The 13,728-nt window shown below is 62.0% G+C and carries 13 protein-coding genes and 2 pseudogenes; 5 read left to right on the top strand and 10 right to left on the bottom strand.

The window, feature by feature from the left end:
- Positions 1-34: 34 nt before the first annotated feature.
- From HU738_RS12470 to HU738_RS12460, 3 genes are all read right to left on the bottom strand, one after another.
- The gene (locus HU738_RS12470; RefSeq protein ID WP_186602687.1) at positions 35-1,345 is read right to left on the bottom strand and encodes an aminotransferase class I/II-fold pyridoxal phosphate-dependent enzyme; all 1,311 of its coding nucleotides are present in this window, start codon (positions 1,343-1,345) and stop codon (positions 35-37) included.
- Positions 1,345-2,697, bottom strand: coding sequence for a hypothetical protein (locus HU738_RS12465; RefSeq protein WP_186602689.1), 1,353 nt, complete (start codon positions 2,695-2,697; stop codon positions 1,345-1,347). Before HU738_RS12465 ends, HU738_RS12470 begins: the two co-directional genes overlap by 1 nt.
- A gap of 462 nt (positions 2,698-3,159) precedes the next feature.
- Positions 3,160-4,182: a zinc-dependent alcohol dehydrogenase family protein gene (locus HU738_RS12460; RefSeq protein WP_054887706.1), complete on the bottom strand. Its 1,023-nt coding sequence runs from the start codon at positions 4,180-4,182 to the stop codon at positions 3,160-3,162.
- Between the two features lie 206 nt (positions 4,183-4,388).
- On the opposite strand from HU738_RS12460, the gene HU738_RS12455 reads away from it, so the two are divergent.
- A complete protein-coding gene (locus HU738_RS12455) occupies positions 4,389-5,303 on the top strand; it encodes a LysR family transcriptional regulator (protein WP_225923451.1) in 915 nt (304 codons plus the stop codon).
- Between the two features lie 91 nt (positions 5,304-5,394).
- Here HU738_RS12455 and HU738_RS12450 read toward each other — a convergent pair whose 3' ends face one another.
- Positions 5,395-6,282 carry a MerR family transcriptional regulator gene (locus HU738_RS12450; RefSeq protein ID WP_186602691.1) on the bottom strand — a complete coding sequence of 296 codons (888 nt, stop codon included), beginning with the start codon at positions 6,280-6,282 and terminating at the stop codon, positions 5,395-5,397.
- 152 nt (positions 6,283-6,434) lie between these two features.
- Here HU738_RS12450 and HU738_RS12445 point away from each other — a divergent pair, with 152 nt between their 5' ends.
- Complete coding sequence (locus HU738_RS12445; protein WP_186602693.1) at positions 6,435-6,881, top strand: PAS domain S-box protein; 447 nt, start codon at positions 6,435-6,437, stop codon at positions 6,879-6,881.
- A 36-nt stretch (positions 6,882-6,917) separates the two neighbouring features.
- Here the strand turns inward: HU738_RS12445 and HU738_RS12440 are convergent, their stop codons facing one another.
- The 6 genes from HU738_RS12440 to HU738_RS12415 all read right to left on the bottom strand — a co-directional run bounded on the left by HU738_RS12440 (position 6,918) and on the right by HU738_RS12415 (position 11,169).
- Complete coding sequence (locus HU738_RS12440; protein ID WP_186602695.1) at positions 6,918-8,444, bottom strand: cryptochrome/photolyase family protein; 1,527 nt, start codon at positions 8,442-8,444, stop codon at positions 6,918-6,920.
- 8 nt (positions 8,445-8,452) lie between these two features.
- Complete coding sequence (locus HU738_RS12435; protein WP_152958277.1) at positions 8,453-8,758, bottom strand: DUF6482 family protein; 306 nt, start codon at positions 8,756-8,758, stop codon at positions 8,453-8,455.
- On the bottom strand, positions 8,755-9,291 hold the full coding sequence (locus HU738_RS12430; RefSeq protein ID WP_176506755.1) for a DUF3833 domain-containing protein: 537 nt from the start codon (positions 9,289-9,291) through the stop codon (positions 8,755-8,757). Before HU738_RS12430 ends, HU738_RS12435 begins: the two co-directional genes overlap by 4 nt.
- Before the next feature lie 2 nt (positions 9,292-9,293).
- Complete coding sequence (locus HU738_RS12425) at positions 9,294-9,830, bottom strand: chalcone isomerase family protein (protein WP_186602697.1); 537 nt, start codon at positions 9,828-9,830, stop codon at positions 9,294-9,296.
- 389 nt (positions 9,831-10,219) lie between these two features.
- Positions 10,220-10,579 (bottom strand): cupin domain-containing protein, encoded by a 360-nt coding sequence (locus HU738_RS12420; protein WP_186602699.1) that lies wholly within the window; start codon positions 10,577-10,579, stop codon positions 10,220-10,222.
- Entirely contained in the window at positions 10,576-11,169 is a 594-nt protein-coding gene (locus HU738_RS12415) for a GNAT family N-acetyltransferase (RefSeq protein ID WP_225923450.1), read from the bottom strand. Before HU738_RS12415 ends, HU738_RS12420 begins: the two co-directional genes overlap by 4 nt.
- A gap of 434 nt (positions 11,170-11,603) precedes the next feature.
- Here HU738_RS12415 and HU738_RS26200 point away from each other — a divergent pair.
- The 3 genes and pseudogenes from HU738_RS26200 to HU738_RS12405 form a co-directional block, all read left to right on the top strand.
- Positions 11,604-11,654, top strand: a pseudogene (locus HU738_RS26200) (hypothetical protein); the annotation flags it as partial.
- A gap of 94 nt (positions 11,655-11,748) precedes the next feature.
- Positions 11,749-11,992, top strand: a pseudogene (locus tag HU738_RS25985) (DUF2252 family protein).
- 3 nt (positions 11,993-11,995) lie between these two features.
- Positions 11,996-13,693: a SulP family inorganic anion transporter gene (locus HU738_RS12405; protein ID WP_186602703.1), complete on the top strand. Its 1,698-nt coding sequence runs from the start codon at positions 11,996-11,998 to the stop codon at positions 13,691-13,693.
- Positions 13,694-13,728: the final 35 nt, after the last annotated feature.

The following is a 13,728-nucleotide window of genomic DNA, read 5'->3' as shown; positions in this document are numbered from 1 at the left end:
TGCACAGGCAAGCACCCTGGTTGATTGCGGCGCTCTACCGACGAACGGTGTCAACCGCCAAAGCCAGCCCCAGGCGTTGCAGCGCCTCGATCAGTGTACCGGGCTGCTCGCCCAACCAGGTCAGCAGCAGAAATTGCCGATAACGCCCGTGGACGCTGAATTGCTCCCCGGTCAGCACCTGTAGTACCGAGCCCGCTGTCGCCGCCACGGCTCGAGCGCCCACACTTTCCGGGGACAAGCGCACCCACAAGGCGTACCCGCCATCAGGCATGTCGAACGCCACCTGCGCCCCCAACACCGCCCTCAAATGCTGGCAAAGTTGCGCCATACGCCCCTGCAGCACCCCGCGCATCCGCCCCAGGTGCTGGTCGATTTCGCCCGAACTGATCATCTGCGCCAGCGCCTGCTGGCGCAGCGGGGCAAGCTGGAAGGCTCGCTGGGAGACCGCATCGGCCAACGCCGGGTGGCACCCCAACAGATAGGCATAGGGTACCTCGGCCCCCAGGGTTGCCTCCAGCGAACCCAGTACCAGTAGCCGGCGCGGGTCAACCCAGTCACGCAGCCGAGCCCCCACAGGCAAGGAAAAACACAACTCGCTGTCGAGATCGTTCTCCAGCAGCCAGACCGGGTGCAACGCCAGCAGCTCGGCGATCTGCTGCTGGGCGTGCTGGGGCATCAGGCGCCCGGCAGGAAAACCCAGGCACGAAGGCATGATCATCATGCGCACCGGCTCACAGCCCAGCAGCGTGGACAGGCTGCCGATATCCGGACTGCCGCCGCTATCGAGCGGCAGTTCGAGGACCCGCATGTCACAGCGTTGCAGTACCCGCAGGATCCGCCAGCAGCAGGGTGAAGCGACCACCACGGCACAGCCACGCAGCCCCAACGCCAGCAGCAGCGTTTCCAGCAACGCCTGCACATCCGGGCCCAGGTGCACATCCTCAGGCCGCCAGTACTGACGCGAAGCGCGCGTATAGCGTTCGGCCAGGGCATCACGCAGGCGTGGCCCGCCCAGCCCCCGCGCGGGTTGCGTACGCAGCCGCCCCAGGCGCCGCTCATGGGCGAACAGTGCGCGCAGCAGCGGCTGCGCGGGCAGCGCCTGGGCCACGTCGGCCCGGCCGGCTTGCGGGCCAACCTGGGCGAAATAGCCGGATTTTGGCACCGAATGTACCCGCCCTTCATGCTCGAGCAGGCTGTAGGCCGCTTGCACCGTGGCCAACGAAACCCCCAGGCGTCTGGACAAGGCCCTCAGCGAAGGCAAGCGCGGCTGCCCTCCCCGCTCGGCTTCGTCGATCAAGGCGACCAGATAGCGGTACACCACCTGATAGGCGAATTCACGGCCCATCAGGATGAGGCCTTGAACGGCGCAGGACGGCTCAGCAACCGCAACTGCACATCGCGCCTTGCCAGGTTGGCGAGCAAACGCCGTACTCCCGTGCCCAACCGCCCCTTGTAGACCATGCGCAACTGTGCCAACTGCAAGCCGCTGGTGTTGACGATCCAGTCCTTGACGGCATCAGGGCAGGACTTGCCCTGCAAGGCCCGATGCAGGTAGGGCAACGCGACCAGCATGTCAGCGTGACAACACTGCAGAAACCGCTCCAGACCCGCCCCCTGGTCGCAAAACGGCCGGTACAACATACAGGCGACCTGGGTCTGCTCAAGCCCGTAGCCCTTGGCCAGGCGCCTCGGCTGCAGCGCCTGCGACCCGGCTGGGTCGCCCTGGCTGAACCGGGGCGCGTCAGGCGACTGTCCGCGAGCGCCTGTTTCTGGCAGCTGCGCCAGCGCCAGAGGGTCGACAAACGCCGCCAGCGGCGGGCCTTCCTGTATACCCTCGAGGCCGCAACCCAGGATCACGTCCAGCTGGCCGTCGCTGAGCAACTGGGCCAACAGATCGTCGATCACGATGACCCGCATCGGCAATGCCCTTGAGCGGGTGCTATCGGACACCGCGATGGCCACACCCGGTGAATCGGCGGCGGCATGCAACTGGCCCAGCCCCCTGGCCAGGCTATCGACGCATTGATGCGGCGAGCCAAGGCGGGTGGCACCTGCCAGGCGCAGGCTGCGCCGGGCCCAGGCCGCAAAGCGCCGTCGCTGACCGGCGGGCACGGCGGTGACCAGTGCATCGGCACCCGGGTACTCGGCCAGTGCCCGGCGAACGGCATCGGCCAGTTCCAGGTGGGTGCGGCTCCCCAGCAACGCTTGCGGGCGCGCATCGACCAGGTGACCGAACAAGAGCAACGCTTCGCGTGTCAACGGCGACTGCCGGGCTGCGGCATCGGCGCGGCGACAGAACGGCACCACGTCGGCGCCCTCGACCATCTGCAACAGCACCCGTGGGTCGTCATGCATGAACAAGGCGCTGAAGGTGCGCTCGTGCTGCTCCAGCACGGCGCTGCTGGCTGTCGGCAAACAGGCCACCAACACCCGTAACTTGAAGGTGACCGGTGCTCGCAAGGCAATGCTCAGCTGGGCGGCCCGCAAAATCGCCAATAGCCGGGCACTACGGCGATCCGCCCCGTGTACCACCAGCAACCTGAACGTACCGATATATTCCGGCCCGCCAGCGGCCACCAGCAATCGCTGTATCAATAACTGCAGGGATGCGCGTTGCTCCTTCGACATATGGCTCAACAGGCGTTCCAGCACCTGTTGGTAGATAAAGTGCATAGCCTGGTCGTGCACAATGCTCACGGCGTTACCTCACAACTTCATTTCACAACAAAACGCGCTGCTCAGGATTTAGTACAGCGGATTTAATTTGAGGAAACTTCCTACAAAAATTCGGGAAACTTCGAAGTTGTAATACGCTGTCGTTCCACTAACGCAAAACATGAACCCTTCCATGGACTTACCCTCGCCTTCAAACGCGCACTGCTGTGCCTGTTGTTCTCCACTGCACGCTCCTTGCGCCAACTATCGATACGCCATTATCGAGCGTTGACTAAGGATTTAAAGATACAGATCTTGCTGAAAACACCATTCAGAAATCGGCAAACACAACCCGCACAGCGCGGAAACGTCACTTGACAACACTGCCACGTTGCTTGAGGCAACATCTATTTACAAAGTTCATGGCCGCAGTCCAGGTAAATATAACCAGCCATCATGCAAAAAACCGGGCATCAGCCCGGTTTTATCATTACCAAACGTGCTTCAGGCCGTAGCCATGTCCAGCACCACCCGCCCGCCACATGGGCACTCGTCCATGTACCGATGGGCCTCGACCACCTTGGCGAATGGATACACCTTGATGATCTGCGGTGTCAGCAACTGATCGGCGGTGAACTGGTTGATATCGCGCAAGGCCCGTTGCAGCGCCACCTGATCCTGGCTGATGCCCAGTTCCGGCTTGCCGGTGAAGTTGCCGATACAGTGCACGTAAAACTGGATGTTCTTCTGGAACGCCGCGCAGGCCGGAAACGGTGTCTGGTTGCCCCCCTGCAGGCCATACAGCACCAGGCTGCCGCGCGGCGCCAGCACATCGCCCAGCAGCGACATCTGCGGCCCGCCCATGCCATCGAGGACCATGTCCACGCCGCGCCCATCGGTGTACTTGCCAACCTGCATGAGCAAGTCCTGCTCCTCGGTGACGATCACCTTGTCGGCCCCCAGGCCCAGCAGGTAGTCACGTTGCTCGGGCTCGCGGGTGGCGGCGAACACCTTGAGGCCGAGCGCCTTGCCCAGTTGCACGAAGGCCGGCCCGGCACAATGGCTGGCATCGGTGACCAGCGCGGTCTGCCCGGCCTTGGCGCGTGCCAGGTCGACGTAGGCGAAATAGGCGATCAAAAGCGGCGTGTAGTGCACGCTGGCCTCGATCGGCGAGAGCAGGTCCGGATAGCGGGTGATGGCGGTGCGCGGCAGCACGATGACGTCACCATACACCGGGTGATCGTTGGCGCTGGTGGCCGGGAAACTGGCGACCCGGTCGCCCACTGCGATGTCATCGACGCCTTCGCCGACCGCAGTCACCACACCGGCCATCTCGTGGCCGATCCCTGCCGGCAGACGGGCTTGGGAAGGCGCCAGGTTCTGCCGCCAGAGCACGTCATACCAGCTTACGCCGATCGCCTCGACGCGGATCTGCACCTCGCCGACGGCAGGTGACGGTTCGGCCTGCTCCTCGCAACGGAGCACATCGGCAGCGCCGAACTTGTGGAAACGGATCATGCGGGACATCGCATACCTCGCCTGTGTGAATCTCGTATTACCACGGACTTTATCCGGGCTTTTGCGGTTAGACCATCAGTGGCTATTAATAGTCGACATGCCTGTCATCGATTGGGCACCTGACTTTCCTGTGCATTGGCCCCCGGAAATCGGTGCAGGGTAACAGCCTTTGGCCTTAAGATTCACCCCTGCCCCACTTTAGGCGAAGCGCACCGATGAATCGAAACGACCTGCGTCGCGTAGACCTCAACCTGCTGATCGTGTTCGAAACCCTCATGCATGAGCGTAGCGTGACCCGCGCTGCCGAGAAGCTGTTCCTCGGCCAGCCGGCAATCAGCGCGGCCCTGTCGCGCCTGCGCAACCTGTTCGACGACCCACTGTTCGTGCGTACCGGCCGCAGCATGGAGCCGTCGGCACGCGCTCATGAAATCTTCGCCCTGCTGTCACCGGCGCTGGATTCGATCTCCACCGCCGTCAGCCGCGCCGCCGAGTTCGACCCGGCCACCAGCAACGCAGTGTTCCGCATCGGCCTGTCGGACGACGCCGAATTCGCCTTGCTGCCGCAATTGCTCAAGCGCATCCGGGCCGAAGCCCCCGGCATCGTCCTGGTGGTACGTCGGGTCAATTACCTGTTGATGCCAACCCTGCTGGCCTCGGGCGAAATCTCCGTGGGCGTCAGCTATACCAGCGAACTGCCAGCCAACGCCAAGCGCAAGGTGCTGCGGCGCAGCAAGCCCAAGCTGCTGCGCGCCGACAGCGTGCCGGGCAGCATCACCCTCGACGACTTCTGCGCGCGGCCGCATGCACTGGTGTCGTTTGCCGGGGACCTGTCGGGCTTCATCGACGAGGCGCTGGAGGAGATAGGCCGCAAGCGCCATGTGGTGCTGGCGGTACCGCAGTTCAATGGCCTGGGGAGTTTGCTGGCGGGGACCGATATCGTCGCCACGGTGCCGGACTATACGGCCGATGCCTTGACCTCGGCGGGAGGCTTGCGGGCTGAGGACCTGCCGCTGGACGTGCGCTCGTTCGAGCTGCACATGGCCTGGCGCGGGGCGCAGGACAACGACCCGGCGGAACGCTGGTTGAGGTCGAGGATACAAATGTTCTTTGGCGATCCCGATAGTCTGTGATCAAGCGCTATTGAGTACGCGCTGTTTTTTGCGCCGTTGAATCCTGAGCTGTTCTGGCAGACGAGGTGGTGTCCAGAAGCAAGCCCATCGATCAAAGGTCGAGGGCGCCACGGTGCAAGGCGTTCAGCATGCGCGCGGCGTCAGCGCTAGCCTCGTCCAGCAGACCCAGGGGGATTTCACTCAAGGCGGGCTGAGTATCGGCAAGCCCCTCGCCAACCAGGGCCAGCGGGCATTCGATTTCCATCTGCAACGTGCGCAAGCGCCTGGTCAAGGCGGGGCTCAGCGGGGCCTGGACTTTTATTACCAGAGCCGCAGGCCGCATCGCCGCACACACGATAGGGAGCTCATCCAGCGGCTGCCCGCAACCGAGCACTTCGATACGCTGCTGCGCACTGCTCAACAGTAGCCCGGCGCACAGGACCTTGAGTTCGGCTTGCCCCTCGGTAGCGGCCAGCAACACTCGCGGCGCATCGGCCTGGTTCATTTGCAGACGCAGCAGCAAGCGTGCGCGCAAGAACGTGTCGAGAAACAGCCATTGGCTGCGCTCACCTGGCGCAGCCCCTGCAGCCAAGTCGTGCCAAACCGGCATCAGCACTTGCCGCAGGACGGTGGCCGTGGGGAAAAGTGTGCACAACTGCCCATGTATGCCTTCAAGCGCCGTTGCATCGAAAGCCTTGGAGGCGCGCGCCACGCTGGCGCGCCATTGGTCAAAGGCCGGGAGCTGCTGGGCAGGGACCTCAGGCTGGCCTGCGAGCCTTTCGCCGACCCTGCTGATCGGCACGCCGTTGCCAGTCCAACGCAAGATGTCGCGTATGCGCTGGACATCCCGCGCCGTGTACAGGCGATGGCCGCCCTCGGTGCGCTGCGGACTGATCAAGCCATGGCGCCGCTCCCAGGCACGCAAGGTCACCGGGTTGACGCCGGTCAAGCTGACCACATCGCGCATCGGTAGCAGGTCGGGTGAAGTGGCGTCAGTCATAACGGGGGCATCCAGTGGGTGAAACATTCTAAACCCATATGCGCCTTCTGCGCTGAGCCGTCTTGGTTCATGATGCAACACACGTCGCCGAAACCTTCTGCATAGAAGCTACGCTGCGCATATCGCACACGAAACGCCTGTAGGGTGGCCCCATGATAAACGCGAAACTCCTGCAACTGATGGTTGAGCAGTCAAACGATGGCATCGTCGTCGCCGAGCAGGAAGGCGATGACAGCATCCTCATCTACGTCAACCCCGCTTTCCAGCAGCTCACCGGGTACTACGCGGACGACATCCTCTATCAGGACTGCCGCTTTCTTCAGGGCGAGGATCATGACCAGGAGAGCCTTGCAGTCATCCGCAAGGCGATCCGCGAAGGCAGGCCCTGCCGCCAGGTGCTGCGCAACTACCGCAAGGACGGTAGCCTGTTCTGGAACGAATTATCGATCACGCCCGTGCGCAACGAGGCGGACCAGCTGACGTACTACATCGGCATTCAGCGCGACGTCACAGCACAGATTTTCGCTGAGGAGAAGGTACGCGAGCTGGAAGCTGAAGTGGCTGAGTTGCGTCGGCAACTGGGGCAGGCCGAGCGCTGACTGAACATCCATACCCGGTCAGGGCAACCCGCTTTCTCATGGGGTTTGCGCGGCATCGAGCCGGGCCAACAGTACCTGGCCACGCTGCCACACCGCATCGCGACGGTCGGCCGACATGTGATCGAGGCTACGATAGACCAGCGCCAGCCTCGGATTGGCCGAGAGCTGAGGCCGATGTCGGATGAGGAAATGCCAGTAAAGGGCATTGAACGGGCAGGCCTCTTCCTCGATCACCTGGTCGACCCTGTAGCTGCACGCCTTGCAGTGATTGGACATGCGCTGGATGTAACGACCACTGGCGCAGTAGGGCTTGGACCCCAGGTAGCCGCCATCGGCATGCATTACCATGCCGAGCGTGTTGGGCAACTCCACCCAGTCGAAGGCATCCATGTAAACCGCCAGGTACCATTCACAAATCGCACTAGGCACGATACCGGCCAGCAATGCGAAGTTGCCGGTCACCATCAGCCGCTGGATATGGTGGGCGTACCCCAATCGCAGGGTCTGCCCGATAGCTTGCTCCATGCAGCGCATGCGGGTGCGCCCGGTCCAGTAGAATGCCGGCAGCGCACGCTCGTTGCCCAGGTGATTGAGCCCGGCATATTCCGGCATGCGCAGCCAGTAGATGCCCCGCACATACTCGCGCCAGCCGATCAACTGGCGGATGAAACCTTCGGCTGCATTGAGCGGCACCCGCCCCTCGCGCCAGGCTTTATCGACCTCTTGGCACAGGCAACGCAGATCCAGCAGCCCGATGTTGAGCGCCGCACTGATGCGGGCATGGAACAGGAAGGGTTCGCCTTCGGCCATAGCGTCCTGGTAGTCACCGAAGGCCGCCATCCCGAAGTCCAGAAAATGTTGCCACAGCTGACGTGCCTCGGCATGGGTCACCGGGTAGTCGAAGCCGTCGATGGCTCCATAGTGGTCGCTGAAGCGCTGACGTACCAGGGCGACCACCGCTGCCGTGATCCCGTCCTGCGCGAAATGCGCAGCGAACGGCCCGCGCAGCTGGCGCGGTAACGGCTTGCGGTTGTCGCCATCAAAATTCCAGGCCCCACCTGCCGGGCTGCCATCGGCCTCCATCAACAGGCCGGTTCGCTTGCGCATGCCACGGTAGAAGTGCTCCATACGCAGTTGGCGACGCGTGTCGGCCCAGCGCGCGAAGGCTTCGCGGGAGCATAGAAAACGCGTATCCCGATGCCACACCAGGGGCAAGCCGGCATCGCGCAAAGCCTGCTCCAGGCGCCACTCCCCGCATTCGGTCAGGTGAATGTGGGTGGCACCCAAGGCGTGTTGCCAGCGCCGCAACTCGCCAACGATGCTACCGCTGTTGCCGTCAGCATCGAGCTCGACATAATGCACTTGCCAACCCCGCTCCCGCAGGGCTTGGGCAAAGTGCCGCATGGCACTGAAGATCAGCACGATCTTCATCGGATGGTGCGGCACGTACCGGGCCTCACCCTCAACTTCCGCCATCAGGATCGCATCGCGGGCAGGGTCAAGCGTGGCCAGGCTCGCTAGGTCGAACGACAGCTGGTCACCCAGCACCAGGCCCAGGCGCATCGTTCAGGCTACCACTGGCTGGCGAGCGATATCGGCAGCCGCAGCGGCGCAATCGGGCCGTCACGTTGCCCGCACATCTCATCATGCACCACCTGCTGTACCAGCATGCACGGCACGGGGGGCAGGCCGCCGAGCAAATGCCTCAGTTCAGTCGTGGAGCGCACGCGAACGGGCTGCCCGAGGGCATCGCTCAAGGTCACGGGACCTACGTCAGTCAAGGCGCGCAGGAGGTAGAAGCCCCCTTCCAGCGACAGCAGTTCAAGTTCCTTTGCCTCGCCGGTCGAAACCAGTTGAGTGAGCGCGATCAAGTTCATGGTGTGCCCTCCGGCAGACGGCGGAAGAACAGGGTGATCTGCCCTATCTCCACGCCCAGTTTGCTCATGCTCGAGCGGTTGATCAGGGTGTCGTCATCCATGAGATACATCCAGTCGTCCAGGTCTACTTGCCAGTGGTTTCCGTCAACTGGCAGGTCCAGCTGGTAACGCCATCGCAGCGCGTTGCCTGCCACTTCGCCTCGCGCCTCACCGATCACGTCCCCCGCCGTTCCGCGCCAGCGGCCGGGGCCGTCAGGCACCAGCGTCCAGGTACGTTGCTGGCGTGTGCCATCGCTATAGAGAAACTGCTCGTCGAGAATCAGACGCTCACCTTCGCGGTGACTGTCGATGCGCACGTGGAAGCGCTTGACCACCTCGCCAGAACGCTTCTGGAACATCCCCCAGGCCTGCACCGGTCGCGAGAAGAACGCAGCCAGGTCCAGTTTGGGTTGCTGCTGGGCATACTGCTCGACACCGACATTGCCACAGCTGCCCAGAAGCACACAGAAAGCCAGCAACAGCGCCTTGTACATGTTCATGGTCCTCGGTCGTTGCCAGCCAGCCCAAGCAGGCGCTGACGCAGTTGGGTATCCCTGGCGCGGGGGTCGAGCCAGATGGCGAAGAACTGGCGAGCAAAGGCCGGGTCGGCAATTTCGCGGCTGAGCTTGCCATCGACGTAGAAGCGACAGCCCTGCCCCGGCAGGTACAGGCCCGTAATGCGCGTGCCGGCATGCACGTCGACGAATGCCTGCTCAATGGCATCGGTCCACGCGGCACGTTGCTGCGGCGTCATGCTGCCCGTGTCGAGGCGGCGCATTTCCTCGAGGCTGGCCTGCACCAAGGTGTCCCTGGACAGCGAGCGGTGGTACAGCAGCTCAAGGGCGAAAGGCTGGTTCCAGTCATGAACAGGACCTACTGTCCACAATTGAGCTGTGTAGAGACGCAGGCCAAACCAGGTGAACTCACCGGCACCCAGCCGTTGCGCAGCTGGCAATTCCGCCCGCCAGTCCGCCGCCGCTGACAAGGCAACCACTAGCAGGCAAAGCGCGGTCCAGCGAGCAGGGTGCGCCATACTGACCTCGAACACGTCGAAATACTGTACAACACTAGCACAATGTACAGATATTTTACTGGTCTTGTATAGATTTTAACATCGAAGGATGCTGTACGTAGCAGCGAAGCGGACAGGGTATTTTGCTGGCATGGATCACCCTCCTGCAGCACCGTTCCAGCTGCGCGCGGGCCACGCAGTTGTGACTGTCGGCCACGGCAATGTGGTGCGGCCAGTAGCGGGCTACGGAGGATGATCGTTCCGAGGTTCACGTTGTGTTTCTCGTCGACAGGAAGACTTCGACGATGCTGAACAGCCGTGCGCGTGCAGGCCTGATACAGGATTCAGGCGCCGGCCATGGCGATACTGGCTGGCGTGATGCAGCCAGCTGTCAACCGGGGAGAACGGTCCTAGTTCGTGGGCACGAGGATCACGAAGTTCTTTTTCATGTCTTCCAGCACGGTCCATTTACCCTTGGCGCCCGGTTCGATGATGAACGTATCGCCAGCGGCCAGTGTGACGGGGGCGCAACCCTCAAGCTCGATGACGCAGCGGCCACTCAGGACATGGCAAAACTCCCAGACTTTGTAGTCGATGCGCCACGCTCCGGTAGTGGCCTCCCATTCGCCGGAAATGCGACCTTGCTGTTCATCGTGATAGTAACTGGACGTCAGCGTATGGGGGCTGCCTTCCACGACCTCTGCAAAAAAAGGAAGGTCGCGCACCGGTTGGATATCCAGTTCGCGGAACACGGTGAGTTTCTGGTTCATGATTTTTTCTCGAGCACGTGGTGGTTGGGGCGATACATCAAATAGGCGTCACCGGTGACCCTCAGCATGGGGTGCGCAACGATCTGGCAGGTTTTCACAATCTGGAAACCGTGACGCTCGTAGAAGCGGCGCGCACCGTGGTTTTCTGCATAATCGATCAAGCACAGCCCATCCAGGCCAGCGCCCTCGGCGCGCTGCTGGGCATGGCGAAGAAACTGGGCGCCCAGGCCCTGGCTGCGCCAGCCCTCATCCAGGGCCAGGCTGGAGATGTACAAGGTGCCGGGTATTTCCATTTCGGAATAAGGCGCGAGGACCGGGTCTGTCTCGACAGGCCGCTCAGGCGTCTCGTGCAAGGCATAGCTGTGCATCATGCCGATTACCCGCCCTTCGGACGTGGCCATCAGGCAGTTCTTGTAGGAGAAGTCGCCCTGCTCCCTGGCATAGCGAGACGCACCAACGCTCAGCAGTGGTTCTCCGGGTGCGGCAAGCTTGCTCCATATGTAATCGGCCATGCCCTCCGATGTCAGTTGAAAGAAGCGCGCAATATCGTGCGCTTCCGAGGCTTGGGCAGGCCTGAAGTCGATAGACATGTACAGTGCTTCCATGGAATCGGGTGGCTGGTTTCAAGGATTACGCCCTTGACAGGCAGGCAGGGTAGCCAGGTGGCACGGTTCCCATCATGCTCGGGGCGAACACCGTCAGCACAGCACGCGACGCCGGGGCTCAGTTCAAAGGGCCGCGCCTGCTTGAGTGGCTTTGGTATCGGGGGTAACCGTCTGGCAGCGCGGGGTCTTGATACCGACACCCATCGACGGGCGCCTGCGCCTGGCCGTGAGCTTCGCGGTGGCCGCGCGCGACATGGCATATCTGACACCGTGGCACGCGACACGGCCATCGCTTGCTTTCGCGCCTACCGCGAGAATCTGCGCGTCTACTCGAAAATGAGCCCGCTTGAGGTCTGGTATTCGCGCCTGGACACCCAGACGCTGCTGGAGAACGCCGCGTATGGTTCGACCGCTAGCGCATGGTGGACGCTGCGCTGAAGGTCGTGGGCATCGGTAGTGTCGGCACTTGCTGCTTCATCGTGCTGATGTTCTCCGAGGGGAATGCCCCACTGATTCCTGCAGTTCAAGGAGTCCTGTCACTCGGTGCTGGCGCCGTATGCGGGCATGAGCCAGTATCACAACCAAGGGCAACGGGTGGTCATGGGTCTGCGGTTTGACCTTGGCGCGCGCACACGCCAAGCCCGGCGACGCTGCAACCATCAGCGGTAACCTGGGCAAGGGCGACGCCTTTGACCGGTCTGTGGGCGACTTCGCCCTGCTGTATGCAGACCAGACAGCCCGCGACCATGCGGTACTGGTCAAGGCAAGGCACAGCGGACGCGTGCACGTGCTGGTCGAGGAGCAATGAGAAATGGCCGAAACCACTGCGCATAAAAGACTCCACCTGCCCATTCTGCAAGGCTTGCTGCCGTTAGACCTGAAGCAGATTCCCGCTGAAGTTGTCGCCGGCCTCACCCTGGCAGCACTGGCGATTCCAGAGGTCATGGGTTACACGAAAATTTCCGGTACGCCCGTCGTTACCGGACTCTATACCATGCTCATCCCGACGGTGTTGTTTGCCCTGTTTGGCTCGTCACGACACCTGGTAGTTGGCGCCGACTCGGCGACCGCTGCAATTCTTTCGGCGGCACTGGTTGGACTCGCAGCGACTGGCACGGATGAATACCTGGCGCTTGCCCAGTTGCTTGCACTGATGGCTGCCGGCCTGTTGATTCTGGCCCGACTGGTGCGCCTGGGATTCATGGCGGACTTTCTGTCGCGCACCGTTCTCGTAGGTTTTTTGACAGGCGTAGGCATTCAAGTCGCGCTCGGACAGCTGGATGGAATGCTTGGCTTGCCGGAAGCGGGCCATGGTGTGCTGGGTAATCTCTGGTCAACGTTGCAACGGCTGAACCAGCTCAACGGACATGCAATTGCCGTGGCCCTGCTCGTGCTGGTCGTGATTCTCGGGAGCCGGAAACTGTCCCATAAAATTCCTGGAACGCTGATTGCCGTCGTTGGTGCGATTACGCTCAGTTGGCTGCTGAACTTCGCCGCCTACATGCCAGTCCTTGGCACGGTACCTGGCGGACTTCCACACTTCGGGATACCCAATGTGCAATGGAGCCTGGACCTGCTGAGCCAGCTGCTGCCAACGGCCTTTGCCATGTTCGTGGTGATTCTCGCGCAAAGCGCTGCCACCTCGCGCGCCTATGCCAGCCGCTATAACGAGGCCTTCAGTGAAGATACCGATCTGGTCGGTTTGACGCTGGCCAATCTAGGGGCCGCGCTGTCGGGAACTTTCGTGGTCAATGGCAGCCCGACCAAGACGCAGATGGTAGATAGCGCAGGCGGGCGCAGCCAACTGTCGTTATTGGTGACCGCGCTTATTGTACTGATGGTGCTGCTGTTCCTTACGGCGCCCTTGGCTTACATGCCGGAATCCGTCCTGGCAGCCGTCGTGTTCATGATCGGCATCGAGCTGACCGACTTCAAAGGCCTGAAAAATATCTATGTGGAGCGCCGGAATGAGTTTTGGGTTGCCCTGATTACCCTCCTGACTGTGATGTTCGTCGGGGTTAAACAGGGCATCATTCTGGCGATGGTGCTGTCGATCATTGACCATCTGCGCAGAGGCTATCATCCGAAGAACGTGCTGCTGGCATCTACCGGGACAGGCAAGCTGCACCCCGAAGTCTTGTCCAGTGGCGCCCAGGCACGACCTGGCCTGCTTATCTACCGCTTCACCCACAGCATGTACTACGCCAATAGTCGCCAGTTGGCTGAAGAAGTCACCCAACTGGTCACCCAGGCAGTATCTGGATTGCGCTGGTTCTGCATCGACTGTTCGGCGGTGGATGATGTCGACTATTCGGCAGCCGAAACGATCCGCAGCCTCGCTGCCACACTGAAGGCCCAAGGCGTACGCATGGTGCTCGTCAACGTCATGCCGGATGTTGCAAGCAGTTCGCAATACAACATCAGACAACTACTGGGTGATGATGCAATATTCTCGCGGTTTGACGATCTGCTAAGTGCGTACGACCTGCAAACCAAGGCCTCCCGGTGACCTTCCCTTCACTTGCAATGTAATCGTGCATTGTC

Origin of the sequence: Pseudomonas vlassakiae, from assembly GCF_014269035.2 — a bacterium.
Taxonomy (GTDB): Bacteria; Pseudomonadota; Gammaproteobacteria; order Pseudomonadales; family Pseudomonadaceae; genus Aquipseudomonas; species Aquipseudomonas vlassakiae.
This window is presented reverse-complemented; position numbering and strand designations above follow the sequence as displayed.